Origin of the sequence: Microcoleus sp., from assembly GCF_041354475.1 — a bacterium.
Classification (GTDB): Bacteria; Cyanobacteriota; Cyanobacteriia; order Cyanobacteriales; family Microcoleaceae; genus Microcoleus.
This window is the reverse complement of the sequence record NZ_JBGJZU010000017.1, coordinates 58672-79679: the sequence shown is the minus strand read 5'-3', so window position 1 is coordinate 79679 and position 21008 is coordinate 58672. Positions and strand designations below refer to the sequence as shown.

14 protein-coding genes are annotated in these 21008 nt (G+C 45.8%); 2 read left to right on the top strand and 12 right to left on the bottom strand.

What is annotated here, in order from left to right; all coding sequences use genetic code 11:
• Positions 1–343: 343 nt before the first annotated feature.
• Positions 344–5584, top strand: coding sequence for an SdrD B-like domain-containing protein (locus ACBR23_RS09425; protein WP_371119027.1), 5241 nt, complete (start codon positions 344–346; stop codon positions 5582–5584).
• 908 nt (positions 5585–6492) lie between these two features.
• Here the strand turns inward: ACBR23_RS09425 and ACBR23_RS09420 are convergent.
• Positions 6493–6873, bottom strand: a complete 381-nt coding sequence (locus tag ACBR23_RS09420; protein ID WP_341739034.1) for a c-type cytochrome — start codon at positions 6871–6873, stop codon at positions 6493–6495.
• Positions 6874–7053: 180 nt separating this feature from the next.
• On the opposite strand from ACBR23_RS09420, the gene petG reads away from it, so the two are divergent.
• Complete coding sequence (gene petG / locus ACBR23_RS09415) at positions 7054–7173, top strand: cytochrome b6-f complex subunit V (RefSeq protein WP_015174208.1); 120 nt, start codon at positions 7054–7056, stop codon at positions 7171–7173.
• Positions 7174–7308: 135 nt separating this feature from the next.
• Here the strand turns inward: petG and ACBR23_RS09410 are convergent, their stop codons facing one another.
• From ACBR23_RS09410 to ACBR23_RS09360, 11 genes are all read right to left on the bottom strand, one after another.
• Positions 7309–8391 carry a glycosyltransferase family 4 protein gene (locus ACBR23_RS09410; protein ID WP_371119028.1) on the bottom strand — a complete coding sequence of 361 codons (1083 nt, stop codon included), beginning with the start codon at positions 8389–8391 and terminating at the stop codon, positions 7309–7311.
• Positions 8392–8651: 260 nt separating this feature from the next.
• Entirely contained in the window at positions 8652–9722 is a 1071-nt protein-coding gene (locus ACBR23_RS09405) for a glycosyltransferase family 4 protein (protein WP_371119029.1), read from the bottom strand.
• A gap of 221 nt (positions 9723–9943) precedes the next feature.
• On the bottom strand, positions 9944–12082 hold the full coding sequence (locus tag ACBR23_RS09400) for a glycosyltransferase (RefSeq protein ID WP_341739037.1): 2139 nt from the start codon (positions 12080–12082) through the stop codon (positions 9944–9946).
• Positions 12083–12185: 103 nt separating this feature from the next.
• A complete protein-coding gene (locus tag ACBR23_RS09395; protein WP_371115691.1) occupies positions 12186–12719 on the bottom strand; it encodes a hypothetical protein in 534 nt (177 codons plus the stop codon).
• 148 nt (positions 12720–12867) lie between these two features.
• A complete protein-coding gene (locus tag ACBR23_RS09390; RefSeq protein ID WP_341739039.1) occupies positions 12868–13941 on the bottom strand; it encodes a glucose-1-phosphate thymidylyltransferase in 1074 nt (357 codons plus the stop codon).
• A 439-nt stretch (positions 13942–14380) separates the two neighbouring features.
• Positions 14381–15091: a M15 family metallopeptidase gene (locus tag ACBR23_RS09385; RefSeq protein WP_371115690.1), complete on the bottom strand. Its 711-nt coding sequence runs from the start codon at positions 15089–15091 to the stop codon at positions 14381–14383.
• 90 nt (positions 15092–15181) lie between these two features.
• The gene (locus ACBR23_RS09380) at positions 15182–17536 is read right to left on the bottom strand and encodes a GumC family protein (protein WP_371115689.1); all 2355 of its coding nucleotides are present in this window, start codon (positions 17534–17536) and stop codon (positions 15182–15184) included.
• 466 nt (positions 17537–18002) lie between these two features.
• Positions 18003–18665: a methyltransferase domain-containing protein gene (locus tag ACBR23_RS09375; protein WP_371115688.1), complete on the bottom strand. Its 663-nt coding sequence runs from the start codon at positions 18663–18665 to the stop codon at positions 18003–18005.
• Positions 18666–18777: 112 nt separating this feature from the next.
• The gene (locus ACBR23_RS09370; protein ID WP_341739043.1) at positions 18778–19491 is read right to left on the bottom strand and encodes a GUN4 N-terminal ARM-like repeat domain-containing protein; all 714 of its coding nucleotides are present in this window, start codon (positions 19489–19491) and stop codon (positions 18778–18780) included.
• Positions 19492–19773: 282 nt separating this feature from the next.
• On the bottom strand, positions 19774–20346 hold the full coding sequence (locus tag ACBR23_RS09365) for a hypothetical protein (RefSeq protein ID WP_340523647.1): 573 nt from the start codon (positions 20344–20346) through the stop codon (positions 19774–19776).
• Between the two features lie 225 nt (positions 20347–20571).
• A complete protein-coding gene (locus tag ACBR23_RS09360; protein ID WP_341739044.1) occupies positions 20572–20751 on the bottom strand; it encodes a hypothetical protein in 180 nt (59 codons plus the stop codon).
• Positions 20752–21008 lie beyond the last annotated feature (257 nt).

The window sequence follows — 21008 nt, the reverse complement described above, 5'->3', positions numbered from 1 at the left end:
TGTTTTTTGGAGCAATTTTTTACCTATTTTAGTATTGACATTTTTCATTAATTGTGGTAAGTAATTTGCTATATAGAGCAAAAGTAGCGCGTAATAAGTATATAAAAGTATATAAAAAGATGTTTGTAAAAGCTGGAACAAAATTGCTATGGGAGAGTTCTAAGCAATCAAATTAAATAATTAATTGTAGCAATGCACAAAAAAAGGTTGCTGTCAATACATAAAAAAGCATATGTGGAAGCACGGGCGATCGACTTTATGGGCACCGGAACAAAAGGCGATCGCTGCTAAGGCTGGTTTGTGTTATCAATTTGATGTGTGCGTGTACTAGAGGAATAAAATCATGGAATTTGACAAAGTACCAAACCAACAGATAGTTTTTGTAGATCCCAAAGTTAAAAATTGCGAAATTTTAACGAAAAGCACTGATTTCGATACAGAAGTTATTGTTCTCAAGGGCGATCGCGACGGCATCGAGCAAATAGCAGCCACACTCAAACAACGGCAAAATATAGGAGCAGTTCACATTCTGTCTCACGGTGCCGAGGCGTGCGTGCAAATCGGTGCAACAGAACTGAATCTAAGTAATATTGAAACTTATCGCGATCGGCTAGAAACATGGTTTGCTTTACCGGCAGAGGAAAACTCAAACTCTCGAATTACAGCTAAACCCGAAATTCTACTTTATGGTTGCAACGTCGCCGCCACAGAAGCCGGTGTCGCTTTTGTCCAAAGGCTGAGCCAGCTCACCGGAGCAGAAGTTGCGGCTTCCGATAACTTGACTGGGAATGCCGCCTTGGGTGGTGACTGGGAATTGGAAGTCACTACAGGCAAAATAGAGACGGCTATGGCATTTTCCGCAGAGGCGAGAGAGGCTTACAGCGGTGTTTTGGCAACCTTTACCGCTACCGACTTTACCAGTCTGAACAACGCCATCCTTTTTGCTAACGTCCTGCCGGATACTGATGATATAAATATCACTGCTCCTATCACCTTCAGTGCCGGACAAGTTCTGCCTGTCATTACTAACCCTGTTAACTTTGTTGGCAGCACTACAACTGGGATTACGATCAACGGCGGTGGTAATAGCCGACTATTTTTCGTTAACACCGTTGACACCAATGCTACAGTCACCTTATCTAACCTCACACTTCAAAATGGAGCAGCAACTGGCAAAGCGGGCACCAGTGGTGGTGGTGGCGCGGCTGGCTTAGGAGGCGCACTTTTTATCAACAAGGGTACTGTCAAAATTGACAGCGTTACCTTTGCTAGCAATACAGCAACAGGTGGTGCAGGTGTAACCGGAAACGGTGGGGCTGGTGGCAACAGCGACTTAAGCACTGGTAGCCCAGGCGGTACCCCTGGTGCGGCAGGGGCTGGTGGTCTTGGTGGTACTCCTAATGGCACTGGTGGTGATGGTGGCACCGCGGGTGATGGTAGCTCAGGCTTCCCAGGTGGCGCTGGTGGCACTGGTGGCCTTGGTGGTACTGGTGGAACACCCAATGGTGCTGGAGGCAATGGTAGTGTTGGTGGTACTGGCGGTGCTGGAGTCTTCGGTGGTGGCGGTGGTGCTGGCGGCACTGGTGGCGCTGGCCAGAATGGGACTGGCACTGGTAACGGTGGTAACGGTGGCAACGGTGGTACGGGTGGTGGTGGTGGTTTCGGTGGCGGTGGAGGCCCCGGTGGTCTTGGTGGTGCTCGTGGTACTGGTACTGTTCCTGGTACCGCTGGTACTGTTGGTGTCGGTGGTGCTGGTGGCTTCGGCGGCGGTGGCGGTGCTGGAAGCACTGGTGGCTTCGGCGGCGGTGGCGGTGCTGGTGCTGGCGCTACTACTGGCGGTGGCGGTGGATCGGGTCTAGGAGGTGCTATTTTCCTCAATAAAGACGGCATTTTAAATGTGAGTAACAGCACCTTCAGCGCCAACAAAGCAACGGGCGGTACAGGCGCGAATCCTGGTCAGGGCTTAGGTGGCGCGATTTTTGTCAACACAGGTGCTACAGCTAATTTGACGAACACTACCATTGCCCTTAACACTGCCAGCACCAATGGTGGCGGCGTATTCAACTCTGGGATAGCTAACGTCAACAACACAATCGTCATTAGCAACTCTGGCGGAGCCAACCCCGAAATTAATACCATCACCGCAGGTGCTAACAATGTTTCCACAGGTGGTACGCCAGGAACTCTCCCCTCTTGGCTCGGCGTTTTGGGCAATTACGGTGGTACGGTCCAAACCCACAACTTAATTAATAGTGTTGGTAATCCTGTCATCAATCTTGGCAACAATGCCGCCGCCCTCAATGCGATAACTGGTGTGGCCCTGACCACAGACCAGCGAGGTACTCAGTTTGGTCAGCCCTTTGCACGCAGGGTCAACGGCGCGGTTGACATCGGTGCCTACGAATACGGCCCTACCGTTACGGGTCAAGTTTTCAACGACAGCAACGGCAATGCGGCCAAAGATGGGACGGAAGCAACTCTCACAACTCCAGTCCAAAACTTTGTTGTTTATGTAGATGACAACAATAACAGCACCCTAGATAGTGCAGAAAAACGGGTGACTGTCGCAACGGGTGGGAATTACACCCTCCTCGACACCAAGAGTAATAGCCCCGTTCGAGAACAGACAGTAACTAATTGGCAGCAAACTTTCCCTCCAGCTACCGCTACTCCCTACAACACAGGTATTGCTGACTCTAACAGCAAAGACTTTGGCAACTTCCAGTCCATGACCATTAATGGTCTCATCTTTGATGATAAAAACGGCAACGGAGTCCAAGACTCAGGAGATACCGGATTAGCAAACATCCCAGTCAATTTAATAAACTCCGTCACCGGAGCAACTATCAGCACCCAACCTACAACTGCCACTGGTGCTTATAGTTTCCTGAACCTTGGTCCGCTGACCGGCGGTGCTACTTACCGAGTCCGGGAAGTAGTGCCGACAGGTTCCACAAAAACCACAGTCGATCCCGCCGACATCCCCCTCCAAAGCGGTCTAAATGTCGCTGGCGGAAACTTCGGCAACTTCAAAAACATCACCATTAGCGGCACCAAATTCGATGACAAAAACGGCAACAGTGTCCTAGATACCGGAGAAGTTGCACCGGCAAATACTTGGGATATTCAGTTAGTTAACGCCGTCGGTGCAGTGGTTAAAACCCAAACGACAGCTACCACCACAGGCAACTACACCTTTACCGATGTTGGGCCAGGCACCTACACCCTAAAGGAAGTGGCACAGACCGGTTGGCAGCCAACTCTTACCCCTACTGGCAGCATCACAGCCACCAGTGGTGTCAACATCACCAACATCCCGGCCACTCCCACCAACTTCGGTAACTTCCTGCTAGGCAAAATCGGCGGGCTCAAATTTAATGACTTCAATAAAAATGGTGCCCAAGATCCAGCAGAACCAGCCCTAGGAGGCTGGACAATCTACCTGGATGCTAACAACAACAATATCCAAGAACCAGGAGAAACTGCCACCGTTACTGATAGTGCCGGTAAGTATCAGTTCATCAACCTGACAGCCGGCACCTACAACGTCCGGGAAGTGCTGCAACCGGGCTGGACGCAAACGGTACCGGCAGCCCCAGGTGCGTTTACGATCGCCGTCACCAGTGGCACAGACTCCCAAAACAACAACTTCGGCAACTTCAAACCCAACTCGATTAGCGGTATCAAGTTCAACGACATCAACAAGAGTGGCTTCCTGGATGCAGGGGAAGCCGGACTACCCAACTGGCAATTTTTCCTTGATACCAACAACAACGGCACTCTCGACACAAACGAACCCAAGGCAGACACCGATCCCGCCGGCAACTACAAATTCCTCAATTTGCCCGCAGGTACTTACAAGGTGCGGGAAGTACCGCAAACCGGTTGGACACAAACTACCCCCAACCCGGCAGATATTACTGTCACCAGCGGTCAAGACATCCCTAACATTAACTTCGGCAACTTCAAGTCGAGTACAATTAGCGGGCAAAAATTCAGCGATGCTAACAACAACGGCATCAAGGATACTGGGGAATTGGGGCTGCAAAACTGGCAAATCTTCCTGGATCTCAACCAGGATGGCCTCTTTCAACAGACCGAACCCACGACTATTACCGATACCAACGGTAACTACACTCTGGTCAATATTCCCGCAGGCACTTACCAGGTAAGGGAAGTGCAGCAAAATGGCTGGACGCAGACTACTCCTAATCCGGCCCCGGTGACGATTGTTGGTGGTAATAGCATTACTGGTGTTGACTTCGGCAACTTTCTGCCCCAACCGGCTACGATCCGAGGTCTGAAGTTCCGAGACTCTAATAATAATGGCACTCAAGACAGCGGAGAACTGGGTTTGCCCGGTTTCCAAATTCAGTTAACTAATGTTACGACTGGGGTAGTTGCTCCTACTCCTGTTACCACCACTACAGACAACAGTGGGAACTACCTATTCACGAACCTGACACCGGGAACCTACCGCGTCCGGGAAATCGCGCAAACAGGGTTCACCCAAAGCACCCCCGACCCCGCCGATATCGTGCTGGCTTCTGGGGCTATTGTCAATAATGTCAATTTTGGTAACTTCCCAGCACCGACTCCGACTCCGACTCCCACTCCGAGGCCGACTCCGGTACCGACTCCGGCACCGACTCCGGCACCGACTCCTGCACCGACTCCGGCACCGACTCCTGCACCGACTCCTGCACCGACTCCTGCACCGACTCCCACTCCGACTCCAGCACCTACTCCGGTACCGACTCCCACTCCGACTCCAGATACTCCTCTGAGCCCACAAACGACTGATTTGGTTCGCCCAAGTGACTTCCCCAGGGTGGATACTCCTAATGAGCCTGGTATCCCGATCGCGGGTACTGTGATTAATGGCCCTAATGGTGATGATACGATCTTCGGTAGTGCAGCCCGTGACTCTATCTTCGGATTGGGTGGCAATGATTTGATCTTTGGGCGTCAGGGCGATGACTATATCAATGGCAATACCGGCAACGATAGTGTCTACGGAGGTGTCGATAACGATACTCTGCTTGGCGGCAAAGGCTTTGACGTGATATTTGGCGATCTCGGCAACGATGTCCTTTATGGTAATCGTGGCAATGATTCCATCTCTGGCGATGAAGGTGATGATTTATCCTACGGCGGCAAAGGCGATGATGTCCTCTTGGGTGTCACTGGTAACGATGTGCTCTTTGGCGATCAAGGTAATGACACTCTGTGTGGTGGCGAGGATAACGATACCTTACTTGGCGGCAGTGGCGATGATGTCTTGTTTGGCGACACTGGCGATGACTTGCTGTTTGGTGGCCTTGGCAATGATACTCTCATTGGTGGCGACGGTAGCAACAGTTTCGTGTTGACAGATGGCAGCGGTTTGGACACGATTATTGACTTCACCCAAGGAGTTGATTCCCTGGTTTTGACCGGTGGCTTGGATTTCAGTCAATTGTCGTTTAGTCAAACTAATGGATCGGCATCAATTAGCGTTACTTCTACTGGTGAAGTTTTGGCTATTCTCAATGGCGTGCGATCGAGCTTGCTAACAGCTCAGGATTTCAACGTATTGGTATAGTCCATTAGTCTGGCAGGGGAATAAGACCCACCCCTCGCCCCTCCCAGGAGGGGAATAATACCCACCCCTCGCCCCTCCCAGGAGGGGAATAAGACCCACCCCTCGCCCCTCCTAGGAGGGGAATAATACCCACTTCTTGCCCCTCCCAGGAGGGGAATAAGACCCACTTCTTGCCCCTCCCAGGAGGGGAATAAGACCCACTTCTTGCCCCTCCTAGGAGGGGAATAAGACCCACCCCTTGCCCCTCCCAGGAGGGGAATAAGACCCACCCCTTGCCCCTCCCAGGAGGGGAATAAGACCCACCCCTTGCCCCTCCCAGGAGGGGAATAAGACCCACCCCTTGCCCCTCCCAGGAGGGGAATAAGACCCACCCCTTGCCCCTCCTAGGAGGGGAATAAGACCCACCCCTTGCCCCTCCCTGACAGGGGAATCAGACCCACCCCTCGCCCCTCCTAGGAGGGGAATCAGACCCACCCCTCGCCCCTCCTAGGAGGGGAATCAGACCCACCCCTCGCCCCTCCTAGGAGGGGAATCAGACCCACCCCTCGCCCCTCCCTGGCAGGGGAATAATACCAAATCCTCTTTTCATCGTCCTGTATTAAACTCTCTCTTCTCTTCCTTCGCGTCCTTCGCGCCTTCGCGGTTAAATCATTCCGATACAACCGGAATTGATATCACTTCTCGCCCCTCCCAGGAGGGGAGCCACCCCTCGCCCCTCTCTGGGGGTGAGTCCCAGGGCTGTTTCATTCTCAAACAAATCATCGTTTTGTAGGGGTAGTGGATGGTGCGTGCCTACCCTCCTCATCCACGATTTTGTATGTGTTTCAGAGATTGGGGCGGGCACTCTTGGCACCGCCCCTACAAGAGAATGAAACAGCCCTGGGGTGAGTCTGACTTTGCTTTCTGGTTCACATTTGTTCCAGATATATGAGCAAGTCGGCCATTTCTTGGGGACTTGGCTGGAATTGTGGCATGGGGGGGGTTTGTCCGCTGGTGACTTGGCGGATTAAATCGAATTCGGATTTGCGCTCGGATACTAAATGTAAGTTTGGCCCCACTTGACTGTCGGACAGGGATATGTGACACCCGGCACAGTTCATTTGAAAGATGGCGGCACCCTGAATGGGGTCTCCAGTCAATGATAGTACGCTGCTGACGTAGGGATCGACCGCTTGAAAGTGGCGTATTGCTAAGCTTGATAACACGATCGCAAGTAAGAACGCTAGCACAAATATGCCAATTCGCTCGATCGGGTTTTCAGTTTCATTTTTGGCAATTTGGTTATTCAAAGGAGTTCTATTAAAAAAAGTATCTACAAGAAAATTTATTTCTCATAACATAGCTTAATCCTTCCTCGCGGGGAGATCAAGATCTCAGACCGCTGTTATCGTTGTTTTGCGAAAATTCATCTGTGTAAGTGCTGGTAATATTAAAAATAGGTTGTTAAATCTTAACGATAAGGAGCTCTCATGGTAGAACCGTTGCTTTCAGGTATTGTTCTCGGCCTCATCTTTGTTACTCTGTCGGGGCTATTTTTTGCTGCTTATCAGCAGTACAAGCGTGGCGATCAGTTGGGTATCAACAAGTAAAAGGGGGCTACAGTCCCTAAGTCACGCTGTCAGGAGATGGGGAATTGGGAATGGGGAATTGGGCAGAGGTCATCAGGAATTGATAACTGTCTCTCCCTCTTCTTCCCTTATCCCCCTCTTTCTGACCTTCGTTCCTTAAATGTAGCGATCGAGAATAGCAGCAGTTTCCTCACCAGTTTTTTCCCAGCTAAATTGTTTTGCTCTCGCCAAACCTAGTTCCCGTAAGTTCGATCGCACTCCAACATCCGTTACAAGCTGGTGCATAGCAGCGGTAATTTCCTCCACGCTGTAAGGATTAACTAACAACACTGCATCCCCCCCTACCTCTGGCATTGAAGACAGGTTAGATGTGATGACAGGAGTGCCACAAGCCATTCCTTCGAGCACCGGGAGGCCGAATCCTTCCCAAAGACTAGGAAAAACCAGGGCGATCGCCTGATTGATGACTTTCGGTAAATCACCAGGGGGAATGTAGTCTAAGAATTTGACGCGATCGACCAATCCCAATTCTTGCACCTGCGCTTTCAGCAGTGGCGTATAGCGTTTATCTTCCGATCCAGCTATCCACAACTCATACTCACAACTACTGGGTAAAGCGGCAAATCCTGCTACCACTCGTTGCAAATTTTTATAAGGATTATGGCGACCAATATAAAGAAAATAATTGCTGGTTGGTAAGTCTAAAAAGCGGAAAAAACTGTTATCATATCCAGGGGAAATTGAAGTAATTAAATCCCTAGGAATTTGACAAAATTCAGCAATATCTTTTGCCGTTGCTTCCGAATCGCAAATAACGTGTTGAGCCTGTCGCAGCACTTGGGGAATATAGTAGCGGTGGTAGGGTGTGAGCGGATCGAAACGGCGGGGAAATCGGAGTGCAATTAAATCGTGTACTGTAATTATATAGCGACAACCTGCAAATACCGGAGCTTCGGGAATTGGCGAAAATATTAAGTTTGATTTTAACTGTTTGTAAATTTTGGGAAGCTGGGTTTGTGTCCACAGCAATCGGTTGATGTGTCCTTTGGTTCCTTGTTCGGGAGTTAAGTTTGATGGGATTTTATAGCATTTATAATTGGGTATTTCGGTGGCGCTTAGTAATGTTGGGTTGAGGGATTTTAGGTGGGGAAAGAGGTTTTTGGCGTAGATTGCTAAGCCTGTTGGTTTGGAAATTAGGAAGGAGAGGTTGATTAGTAAGTTGGATTGGGTATTTGGCATGGGATAATATATTCGATTTAATTAACCATAATTCCTGTAGGGGCGGGTTTTACGAGGAATATTTGATGAATACAAACAATCTAGATAAACCCGCCCCCACACAGTATTTGGATTGTGTGTTGGGTGGGGGCGGGTTTATATGAATTGTTTGTGGGAATTCCAGATTATTGGTGAAACCCGCCACTACAAATATTGTTGTAAGATTTTTTTTACCGCAGAGGGCGCAGAGGGCGCAGAGGGAAGAGATTAAGAGAGAAGATTTAAAGGTATTTTTGTAAAATATTGGCAGTGGCTTCTCCGGTTTTGTTCCAGCTAAATTGCTCTGCTCTAGCTAAACTAGCAGTCTTTAAGTGCGATCGCAATTTTGAATCTGTGGCTATGGCTTGCATTGCTGCGGCGATTTCTCCAATGTTGTAAGGATTTACTAATAATGCCGCATCTGAGCTCACTTCTGGCATTGATGACAGGTTGGATGTAATTACAGGAGTGCCGCAAGCCATTGCTTCTAAAATTGGTAAGCCGAATCCTTCCCAAAGTGTTGGGAAAACTAGGGCGATGGCTTGATTCATTAGTATGGGTAATCGCTCGTAGGGAACGTAACCCAAAAATTTGATGGCAGATTGTAGTCCTAATTCTGCAACTTGTGCTATCAATTTTGGTGTGTACGCATTGCTTGGCCCCGATAGCCAAAGTTCGTAATTTCCGCGATCGCCCAAACTCGCAAAGGCCGCAATTAACCTTTCCAGGTTTTTATAAGGATCGTGTCTCCCTGTATACAGAAAATAATTTTTGACTGGTAAGTCTAAATATCTAAAATTAAGGCGATCGCAAGCTAGGGGAATTGCCGTCATTTTTTGAGTCGGAATTTGATAAAATTGAGCCACATCCTCCACCGTAGCTTGAGAGTCGCAAATAATGTGTTCTGCTTGTCGCAAAACCTGGGGTATATAGTAGCGGAAATATGCTGTCAAACGCGAAAATTTTTGGGGAAATCGCAAAGGGATTAAATCGTGTACTGTGACTATGTAGCGGCAGCCTGAATACAACGGTGCTTCGGGAATTGGAGAAAATATCAGGCTTGAGTGCAATTTTTGGTATATTTTAGGTAATTTAAATTGAGTCCACAATATTCTGTTTATCTGTCCTTTGCTGCCGCTATCCGGGGTGAGATTTCCGGGAATTTGATAGCAAGTATAATCCTCAATCTGTTGGGAACTAAGTAAGGTTGGTTCTAGCTTTTCAAGTTGGGGAAACAGATTTGCTGCATAGATGCCAATTCCCGTTGGTTGCGGAGTTAAAAATGACAAGTTAATTAACAGTGAATTGGACATGATTTTAGGTAAGACAATTTATCTATATTGTAGGGGCGGGTTTCACCAACCATAATTGCCGAAAACCCATAATCTCCTAAACCCGCCTAAGAATCAAAATGTAGATTTTTATGGTTGGAAAGAAGTCAGATTTGGTGTAAGTTATTGGCGGTGTGGGGGCTGGTTTATATCACTTGTTTGTCATCATTAAATATTGTTGGTAAAACCCGCATCGGAGCAATTTATCGATCGCGATCGACATCGAGCATTTGAGCAACATACCCTGGATTGGGCAGAGGAATTGTAGCATATTCTTGGCGAATTAGCTCAAAAAATTGCTTGACTTTTGCCTCGAAATATGCACTGCTAAAACATTCGCCACGTTGTTCAGCAAACCCTTGAAATTCTACTAACAAATCAGGATTAGCAATCAGTTGATGGGAATGGTGACACAGTTCCTCCACAGTGTTGAATAAAAAACCCGATCGCCCATGTTCCACAATTTCCGGTTGTCCACCACCGTTGAAAACAATCGGAACACAACGGTTTTGCATTGCTTCCACCGTCGCCATCCCGAAATGTTCAAATCTTTGGGGATTGACTTCTCCCAAACCGCAGCCGTGCCAAAATATACTGGCTTTAGCATAAAGCGATTTGACCTCATCCAAGTCAGCATTGACCTTAAGTTCGATCGCCCTCGAATCTTGCTTCAATAAATTCTGAACAGTCTTTAAATAAGGATTGCGAGGAACACTACTTCCCACCAAAACTAGCCGCCATCCTTGCAGTTGTTCTGGATAATTTTCCCGCAAACTGTGAAAAGCTTTAATTAATTCAATTTGCTTTTTAGTTCCCCCAGCTTCCCACTGTCCCACAGCTAAAATAATGTTTTGTTTCGGCACTTGAGAAGTTGCCATTTCTACGGGCGGATACAGTAAAAAAGTGGGTTTGAGATTCCAGCGTTTCTCCAACCATTTGACAGTAAATTGACTGTTAGCAATCATGAACGTGTAGTCATCAACCGCAAAATGACGGTTGCGAAAAGTATTGGGAAAATGGCAGAAAAATACTGAAATTGGGGACAATGGTTTGACTTTTTCCAGTTGATTAGCGTTCACAAAAATATCATAGTTTTTGCTTTCTTTGGCAATTTCATCAAAGGGATTTTCCAAGTCATCGGTAATCATGCTCGAATCAATACACTGCATTCCGCGCTTTTCGTAAAACTGCAACGGAATAACTTTTATTTGACATTTTGAAAGGTTGATTCCGTACCAGGATTCTAAATCTGAAATCGCTACTGGTTTGTTAGTAATAAAAGTGATATTAAATTGATTTTGCAGCAGGGAAGCCATCGTCGCTACATATTTTTGTCCCCCACCAATAAAATGCAGTCCGTGATCGTAAATCCCGATCGACATTTGGCGATCGCCTCGAACCACCTCTAAGCGAGACAAAATGCGATCGACTTTCAGCCGACTATAAATCACCGCTAACTTTTCCGACAATTGCGACAGCACGGTTTCCACTATTTCCGGCTTCTGATACTCTAGCAATTTTTTAATTGCCACAAATATGCTCTCGAACAACAAATCATACTGTTTGTTCGTAAAAAAATCCGAAGTATGAATAGCAGAAACTAATTGCAAAGGTTCGTGTTTTGCCAAATACAAAAAACGATTACGGTTACAAAAATACTCCGTGAGTTTACTTCCCCGACTTGAACCTCGGTATTCGTGATGTGCGATCGCATCGGGAGTATAAAGCATTTCCCAACCCCGCTTTTGACAGCGTTTCGCAAACTCAACATCCTCAAAATACATCACAAAATCTTCGTCTATCAGTCCCACATCTTCGAGACATTCCCTACGAAATAGCACCGTAGCCCAACACAAACCTTCTACGGTACGTTCTGTATCATATTGTCCTGCATCTTTCTCCCCAAAGCCCACATCTCGCCAATAAAAATTAGGTAATTGCTGAATTCCCACACTATTAATTCGCCCATCTTTGAACAGCAATTTCCCACTAGCAGCACCAACCTTGGGGTTTGTTTCTAGTTTTTTAACTAAAATTTCTAACCACGAACTTTCCAGGGTAGCATCGTTATTTAGAAATGCGATGTACTGTCCTTGAGCTTGGCTGATACCCAAGTTAAGAGCTTTAGCAAAGTTGTTGGCGGAATTTACCACAATACGAACTTTGGGAAAGCATTTTCGCAAAGATTCAACAGAGTCGTCTTGAGAACAGTTATCTATTAAAATTAAATCGAGTTTTTCTTCTGGATACGCAAGTTTTTGTAGCGATTTTAAGCAATCTTTAGTTTGGCGAAAACCGTTATAATTAACTATAATTAGCGAGCATATTGGTAGTGTCGTCATCAAATTTTAGCTTTTAGATTTTAGATTTTAGAACTTAGATTACTCTCGCGACTAAATTTGGAGACTTAGGGAACGAAAATTGCTTGGAGTCATTTTTGATATTCTATCGCGCTGTATCAAGCAATTTCACCTTGATTTCCTCTAACATAGCAGAATGCTGCTCCTGTATAGCTTTTATTTGCTCTATTTCAGATTGCAGTGCTGCTATCGCTGTTTGTTGAATCTCAAGTGTAGCTCTAACTTCAGGAGACTCGTTGCTAAATTCAGATTGAATTTTTTTCTCTAGGCTTTGCTGATTCTCCTGCAATTTTTGCAATTGATTGCTCAATGTTTGAACGACGCGGGTATTGGCAAAATTGTAAATTACTTGTCTTTCTAGTACAGGTCTGAGCAATTTTCTGACTATTTTTCTAACGGCGATTACTGCGGAACCAAGCCTCCTTTGGTAAGAGGTAATTGGGATATTGTAAATATCAAAACCAGTTTTTAACAGAGCGATATCTTCATCTTCTTCCTCAAGGGCGATCGCACTTTTTTCGGTCACAGACAATGGCGAATCAACAATACCAATTCGTGGTTCCAAAGTTTGTCGTAATTTATCGATTATTTGTTGAGTTGGTATTTCTTCTGACTGCAAACTTTTCTCTCCTTTAGATAACTTAGTATCGATGCTTGGGGAACACCCATCTTAACCTGTTCCAGGGCGGGCTTTCGGGCCCACCCCACAAAAACATTTATTTCTTGTCAAACCGCATGATTGCTTCCGATATTGGCAATCTCCAAACTTACACCAACTCGATTTGACTGTCATCCCCAATCATAAACCTCAGCGCTTTCGGACGGATAGGAGCATTAGTTAATTGAGCTCGCTGGCCGATTACGCTGTCCACAATTCGTTGCTCGATCCCTGATATTTTAGCACCTTCCAAGATGACACTGTGTTCGATATCCGCATCAATCATCGTGACTCGATCGGCAATACTACTGTAAGGTCCGATAAAGCAATTTTCAATGTGGCAATTTTCCCCAATCACCACTGGTCCCCGTACCGTACAGTTAACTATTTCACTGCTTTTTCCAATTTGTACTCGCCCGATAATTTGACTTTTTGCATCTACTTTTAATTCTGTCGAAGCTACAATACAGCTATCTAGGATAATTTGGTTAGCACTTAGCAAATCGTCTTTTTTGCCCGTATCCAACCACCAACCTTCTAGATTGCAAGCTTCTACTTTTTTTTGCTGATTAATGAGCTGTTGAATGGCATCAGTAATTTCTAGTTCGCCACGGGCCGATGGTTGAATTTGGGCGATCGCCTCGTGAATCGTAGGAGCAAAAAAGTAAACCCCAACTAATGCTAAATTAGAAGGGGGGACTTTCGGTTTTTCTACTAGCTGCAATACTCGCCCTTTTTCATCCACTGTCGCTACACCGAAAGCAGTAGGATTGGAAACCTGCCGCAGCATAATCAAAGCATCTAGTTTGTTGTTGTTAAAAGTCTCTAAAAACGGATTTAGTTTACTTTCAATTAAGTTGTCTCCTAAGTACATGATAAACGGAGAATCTCCCAAAAATGGTTGGGCGATTTTAACCGCATGAGCTAATCCCGCTGGTTTTTCCTGCAAAATATAAGTAATTTTCGCACCAAAGCGATCGCCATTTCCGGTTTTAGCTTTCACTTCTTCACCAGTTTCGGGACTAATAATAATCCCAATATCCGTAATCCCTGCCGCCACAATTAGCTCAATTCCGTACCACAGTATGGGCTTATTTGCCACAGGAACCAACTGCTTTGCACCCGTATAGGTGAGGGGACGCAAACGTGTTCCTTTGCCGCCAGAGAGGATTAATGCTTTCATTTGGTTAACTCTGAGTTATCCTTTAGGGTTTGCGGTGCTGACTGGATTTGTCTGCACTTGTTCGCTTTCGTTCATCTTAAAGCACCATTACTCCCGTGGCAAGAGTCTGGGTCTATTCTGATTCCATTCATTGAGGGCGATCGACACTTTAGCAAAATCACAGCCACCGTCAATACTTTGAGGACATTCTTAATTGCTCAAACCCTTGCCCCCAATTGCTTCTTCCTGATTCCTCACTCCCTTAGCCCACCCTAGTAGAAGCACCTTCTTCCTGGTTCCTGAGCGAAGTCGAAGGGGAGCATCCCGAATTTGCAAATATATCGGTAGGGGCGAAGCATGACCGTAGTAAATCTTTCCTTTTAACCAATAACTTATCTGCGGTCATGCTTCGCCTATGCAAAATCGAGATGCTCCCAGTCGAAGGACTTTCTTCCTTCTTTCAATAACGCCCGTATCGGGCGACAAATTGTTTGTCCCCCTGTTGTTCACCCAGGGACCAAGCCCACATCTGATCTCCCAAGGAAAAATGCCACCACTCGTGAGGATGCTGTCGAAAACCAGCAGCAATCAGCGCATTTTTTAATATTTGTCTCCGACCATGAAATGCTTGTTCGGCGGGTTCCTTACTGCTGGCAAAATAATCAGGATAAGAACGTTCTGATATTTCATCGATGGGAGAACCCATATCAATTGGCAGGTTTTGGCGATCGACTAAAGTCACATCTAAGGCTGCACCCGTACTATGGGGTGGCGGTGTAGCGCGATCGAGACTCGGCATCGCCCAAAATTGATACACTTGCTCTAGAATTACTTGTTTTTTGTCTTCGGAAACTGGCAATTCATAGCCTTGAGCTTTGGCAATTTCAGCTAAAGTAAAATCTACCATAAACTGCTGCACTTCCACTGGTCTATAAGCATCAAATATCAGAATTCGCCAATCAGGATAATCTTGCTGCAACCGTTTTTGAGCCACCATCAAACAATCTATAACTCCTTGGCGTAGATAGTAAGGAGAATCAACTTTGCTTTCCTGATAAGGAGCCCCTAATTTTTGATAGGGATGTGGCTGTTCCAAAGCAAATATGTCAGCCGGAATTGCCACTAAAGCTTCTCCGCATTCATCGATCGCTATTTGCTGATATGGTTTCATAAACTGAGGTATACCCTAAATTTGACATTTAATCTTTTCTACTCAATATCACAACTCCCGAATCATTGGTGAGTCAAACCAGCATCCAACTCACTCTTTTTTAGGAGCTAATTTAGGCAGACTGGTAGGGACTGGGGTAAAATTCAAATATTGATTTTTATCTGCCACGACAGGTGCTTTTGATGCTTGATACTTTTTGGCTTTACCAATATGATTAGCAACGGTTCCTAAACAAGGAATGCCAAAGTTTTCTAATTGAGCGAAAACTTTCTTCACTACAGAATTCTTAACCTTGAGAATTGATACCACCATCAGTATGCCATCTGTCCGTGCAGACAAAAAATTAGCATCTTTACTCTCAACCAGCGGGGGCGTATCGTAGATCACCAAGTCAAATATGCCATTAAATTCTGCCATTAAATACTGCATCTGAGACGAAGCCAGCAGTCTGGAAGTGCCCGGTTGAGGAATTCCCGCAGTTAGCACAAACAAATTATCCGCTACAGGCGATCGTTGAATCGCTTCCTTGAATTCAATTTTATTTTGCAACAAGTCGCTCAATCCCTTGGAATTTGGCAAATCTAACAGCAAATCAAGACTGGGATCGTGCAAATTCGCATCTACTAACAGCACTCGCTGACCTGCTAGCGCTGCCACATGAGCTAAATTGAAAGCGATGATAGATTTGCCTTCCCCCGCCGTAGCCGAACCGATGACCAAAGAGGCGATCGCTCGATGGGAAGACAGAAAACGAATGTTAGTATAAAGAGAGTCAAAAGCTTCTATAAATTCCGCAGCATTTTTTTTATACTTATTCTCCTTGTTTTCCAGAACCTCATAGGCATTTGCAATAGACGGATAGAAATTTTTAGCAGTTTTATTGACAGGAATTGCACCCAACAAAGGTGGATCGACAGCATCTTTAACATCGTCAGCACCGTAAAATGTATTCTGTATTTTTTCGATGATTATCGCCAGCACCAGACCCAAAACTAGCCCCCCAAGCACCCCCATCATTAATTTATTGGTATTTTTAGATGCCACAGGAATCATCTTCCCGTCAGGATCTCGCGGTATTTGAGGCTCAGAAATTATTTCCCAAGGTACTTGGCTTTGAGCCGCTTGCACCCGTAGCGTTTCCCGTTGAGTCAAAAGTTGATCCCGCGTGCGCGCAGCTATATCTAGTTGCTGTTGCAGTTCGTTGTAGCGTCTGGCTACGGTAGGAAATTCTTTTGCTTGTCGATCCAAATTGTTTCTTGTCTGCGTAATCGCTTGATTGCGAGCCTCTAAAACTTGAACTTGGTTAGCAGTATCAACCAATTGCTTAATCAAGCCAATACGAATGGAATTCTGGAAATTTTGAACTTTAGAATTTGCCTGAGTTCCTACTAGATTTTGACCCAAAATTCTGTCGGTTTGCTTATTTAGTAATGCTATTAAATTGGCCCGCTTCCGCTCTAAAGCTTCCACTATCGGATTCGCCGACTTAAACCGAGCTGTTTCTACCGCAATCTGACCTTCTACTTCCTTAACCTTTGTCAGCAGCTCTTTGTATTGAGGTTCTTCGCTTAAAGCTGACGCTGCAATAGCTTCGTTTGGTGTAAAATCCAATTGTTTTTGCAAATTTGCATACAGAATCTTCTGCTCTTCTAGCAGCCTTTGGGTTTCTAGTTGTAAGGTTTCTATATTCCGAACTTGCTGGATCAATTGCGCTCCTTGTTCTTTCGGATCTGCTATCCTTTGCTGCTGTTGGATAATCTGCAACTCAGACTTTAAATCGTTGACGCGCTTATTAAGTCCTGGAAGCTGGTCTTCAATAAATTTCACACCTTCACCAATCCGACTTTTGCGTTCGTCAAGACTGTACTTTAAATATTTCTTTTTAGTTTCTTGTAAAACCAATTCCACTAACTTAGGATCTTGACCCAAGAATCTCACTTCCAAAATTTTAGTTTTATTCAGTTCAGTTTCTCCCAGGCGCAATACTAGCAATCCTTTTTTGAGAATCTCTTCAGTAAATTTGGGATCTTGCTTTTTGACTTTTTTGGTAATCTCTGACAGCATTTGAGGACTCTGGAGAATTTCCAGTTGAGTTGCGTAATCGAGACTAAAAAAATCTCGACTCGGCACTCCACCTTCGCGATTCGCCAAAGCAGAGGGATCGGCAATCCTGGCTTCGGTTGTTACCGGTTCCACTAACATCCGAAAATCACCTTGATAGGTTTTCTTGCTACCTTTTATCTGGTAGACTATGCCACCACTTGCTAGGGCTACAATCCCAATAATTATCAAGGCTTTCCGTTTAAAAGTCCTCAATAGCGGGGCTATATTCAAGGATTTTTGAGGCTTTTCGCCTGACTCTTCTCCTTCCTCGGCGGAGAATTGCTGCACTGGTCTGGTTTGGGTGCTAATTTCTACGATATTAGGGTCTTGTTCTGTTTCCATGTTGACCTCTTTATATTTGGCTACTAAAAATAATCGCTTATGCGCATATTCCGATTGACAGTTTCACCCTTTACTTAACGATATCACAGGAGATTCTTGGTGTGTCAATGCCAATTACCTTACTTCTAATCATTATCAATGTTGACACATTGTACTGTTACTCATAGACAATAGGTATCAATGATATTTTAATGTTAACACAAAATAAATTCCCCCCTCCCAAAACTCCCAAATTCTTTGGTCCAGAGGTTGATGAGTGTGGTAACTCAACGGTAAATAATATCAAATCCGGTAGCATCTGAATGATTCAGATCTCTATTCTCTCCCTCTGTGTCCTCTGTGTTCTCTGCGGTTAAATCATTCCGATGCAGCCGGAAACGATATAACTCAATAATCCAGTGTTTTTAACTTTTAAATTTACCGTTGAAATTTAATTGCCCTACCAGGAAAACTCGACTTCAATATCCTAAGATTGGCGGTAAGCAACTACAGCATAAAAAGGATCGCCACTTCCTATTCCCAGCATTTTCATGAAACTCGGCAAACTGGACTGCTTAGAAATTATTTCCGGTTTGCTAAATCCGGGTATATTCGCTCCTTTGACAGCATCAAAGTAACTCTTTACCAATTCTACCCGATCGCCCTCCGAACCTTCCCGCCAAGCCGCAATTGCTTTTTGATAAAACATCCGGTTAGAAAAGCTGATAATTGCCACACCACCCGGTTTCAAAATGCGGTGAATCTCGGCAAAAATCAGATCCGGGTGTTGCAAATACTGTGCCGAAACGCAGTTGACAACAGCATCAAACTCAGCATCCGCTAGCGGCAATTCGGGATTTGCGTTCAAATTCTGGACAAAATAATGGTTGAGTCTCGAATTTTTAGCCAACTCTTCTTGATTCATGCCGTGCCCCTCCACATGGGCAAACTCGATGTCATCTGGCAAGTGAGAAACCCAACTACTCATCATATCGAATATCCGAGTATGCGGTTTCAACCGCTCCCGATACAACTCCGTTAATTGCTGAATAAATCCCTCGTCAACATGAGTCACAAACCGGGGATAAGCATAGAATAAGTTGTCGTCGGTGTCGTCTAACTTGGTTCGTCGATCGTCTGGAAGTAACATAGATTCAGATATCAGGAAGAATGAAGAATGCAGAATGCCTTTGGGTAAAAGCGATCGAGAATCGGTTAAATGTCCAAAATGTTGCTAAATCAACAAACAAACTCGTTTTTCATCATTTCAACCAAGCCCGATGAGCCATCAGAGCCGAAAAAGGCTGCACGCCCCGCAACTGATTCGACAGTGGCAAATGACCCCTAGGCGCGCTCAAATCCCAAATAAACTCTTGGGGATACCTAGTCCAATTATTCCCCTTCTTCCAGCCAATTAGCGGCCACAACTTATCCCAATTTTTACCCGAACTTAGCCAAATTTCCCGTTGCACCGAAAAGCCGAATTTGCCTTCAGAATGAACCTTCCACAGTGTATTGATTGTTTGTAAATCTGCCACGGGCAAACTTTCCACCTGGGTAAAATACAGCCACTTTCTTGCCGAAGCTGTTTCCCCCGCCAATTCACAAAGTTTATCTAAAGTCAAGCGATCGGCTTCTTGAAATTCCTGTAGCGCCAATAATTGTTGCAGTGGAGTGTAATCAATATTCGAGTCCGATCGCAGTGGCACAACCCCTGTGGGAAAATGCACTTGCAAAAACTCCGTCGCTTTCGGAGAATTAGCACTATACAAAATTTGGTAAGCCTTACCCATTACTGCCGTCGGTTCATCCGACTTGCGCTCTAATAAAAATTCCATCAATACATCCCAACTGGAATCTGCCATCTGTTGCAGAAATTGCAGTTGAGTTTTTTCCGAACCCGACCTCAACAGAGAGCGGAGTTCGGCTGATACAGCCGCCGAGTCTAATGGAGAAGTAGAAATCGAGTCAGTCATGAGAAACAATCAGCTATCAGCTATCAGCTATTAGCTGAAGCCCTGGTTTTCCCCCATTGTACAATGGTACTGACTCCGATTCACTTCTATCTGTTGGGATGTCCCCGCCCCAAAGGGGCAGGAACATCCGAGTTCCCCCACAGTCATCAGGAATGGGAACAAACAAAAATAAATTAAGGATCGACATCTGACGATCCGATTTAACTTACACCGCCGGAAAGTCCCCCGCCATACCTGGTACTCTAGGTGAGCGGTGAGTAGTTCACAACAGTTTTCTGGAGCCTAATCGTCCACTACCGAAGCCCACGCAGAGAACGAAGGCGGAAAATAGTTGATATCATATCCCGCAAGTTCCCACTCTTTCACCCACAGAGGCACTACCCCAGGGCAGGGAGTAGCCGAAAATTGACGTTCCTTAACCTCGATCGAATGAAATAACTGTTTTAAAGTATCTCCCCGATCCAAAGCTTCGCTGAGGATATCATCCAAATCAGGATCGACTCGCTTAACCCGGTTGTTATCCTCTTCCGTCCACAGCAGTTTCAAAGACTTCAAATCCCTAGGACTGAGGATGCTCTTGTAATACACCCGCTTCAGGGCAGCTACAGGCTCCAAACTGCGTTCAATACGGCGAATTTGCTCAACTCGCAGGTAATGCCATTGGGCCAAAAGCTTCCGTTCCGATGGCGGGAGTACCCCCTTACCGCTAGCGTGCTGATAGTCATACTTCACCAAACTGCAAGCCATATTCGCCAGCAAGTGAATCAGCTCTTTTTCTTTGGGTGTAGCTTGACGCCGTTCCTGGGTTCTTGTCAATACCCGCTGTCTGCGAGTAGTCACGAGTGTGTTTTCCATTGGGTTTTTATGAACTTAAATAGGATCGAAGCCTGCATCTGATTGGCCAGAAAATCAGAAGCTAGCTCAGTTGACAGATGGAGAAGATCTATCCCAAGACTGGCCTCATCTTTTTATTTTCCCACTCACATCTGGAATTTAGGTAGACTGAGAGCAGGATGAAGTCTCAACCGTCTCCCACAGGTAGTACAGGACAACAGCCATCACCTCATCCCTTAGAAGTTCCTATCCTTTTCCTGTTTTTACCTCTTCTTGCTCCCCATCCTCATTCGTTCCAGTGTAATGGAAGTCGGGATAAGTCTCCAAAGCCCCACCACTGCGAACAAATTTTCCAGCAGCAGCAAGACCAGCCACACTGGGGCTACCTAGATCGAGTACGCCTAAAACTAAGATGCTGTATTTCATTTTCGATGACCCTGATTTGCGTAGATTGACACTTTTTGGCAACTCCAACCAGCCACAAGTGGGTTGATGCAATAGCCCACTTGCCTTTGGAGAAATCTGCCTGTCATAATCAATTCAGACAGGCACACCCTGAGCGATCGGTCGCGCCGGAAGTGACGTGTTAGTAGTATCCACGATCATCCACCAACCCGAATATTTTGGGTAGTGGAGCTTATGCCATCAGGGCCACGATCTATCAGGGAGTTATGCCATCAGGG

What these genes read in the sequence shown, in the direction of transcription:
- ACBR23_RS09405 (WP_371119029.1), bottom strand. Translation starts at nt 9,722, where the DNA reads ATGTCCAATTCACTGTTAATTAACTTGTCATTTTTAACTCCGCAACCA.
- ACBR23_RS09385 (WP_371115690.1), bottom strand. Translation starts at nt 15,091, where the DNA reads ATGAAACCATATCAGCAAATAGCGATCGATGAATGCGGAGAAGCTTTA.
- ACBR23_RS09380 (WP_371115689.1), bottom strand. Translation starts at nt 17,536, where the DNA reads ATGGAAACAGAACAAGACCCTAATATCGTAGAAATTAGCACCCAAACC.
- petG (WP_015174208.1), top strand. Translation starts at nt 7,054, where the DNA reads ATGGTAGAACCGTTGCTTTCAGGTATTGTTCTCGGCCTCATCTTTGTT.
- ACBR23_RS09360 (WP_341739044.1), bottom strand. Translation starts at nt 20,751, where the DNA reads ATGAAATACAGCATCTTAGTTTTAGGCGTACTCGATCTAGGTAGCCCC.
- ACBR23_RS09400 (WP_341739037.1), bottom strand. Translation starts at nt 12,082, where the DNA reads ATGACGACACTACCAATATGCTCGCTAATTATAGTTAATTATAACGGT.
- ACBR23_RS09365 (WP_340523647.1), bottom strand. Translation starts at nt 20,346, where the DNA reads ATGGAAAACACACTCGTGACTACTCGCAGACAGCGGGTATTGACAAGA.
- ACBR23_RS09370 (WP_341739043.1), bottom strand. Translation starts at nt 19,491, where the DNA reads ATGACTGACTCGATTTCTACTTCTCCATTAGACTCGGCGGCTGTATCA.
- ACBR23_RS09425 (WP_371119027.1), top strand. Translation starts at nt 344, where the DNA reads ATGGAATTTGACAAAGTACCAAACCAACAGATAGTTTTTGTAGATCCC.
- ACBR23_RS09410 (WP_371119028.1), bottom strand. Translation starts at nt 8,391, where the DNA reads ATGCCAAATACCCAATCCAACTTACTAATCAACCTCTCCTTCCTAATT.
- ACBR23_RS09390 (WP_341739039.1), bottom strand. Translation starts at nt 13,941, where the DNA reads ATGAAAGCATTAATCCTCTCTGGCGGCAAAGGAACACGTTTGCGTCCC.
- ACBR23_RS09375 (WP_371115688.1), bottom strand. Translation starts at nt 18,665, where the DNA reads ATGTTACTTCCAGACGATCGACGAACCAAGTTAGACGACACCGACGAC.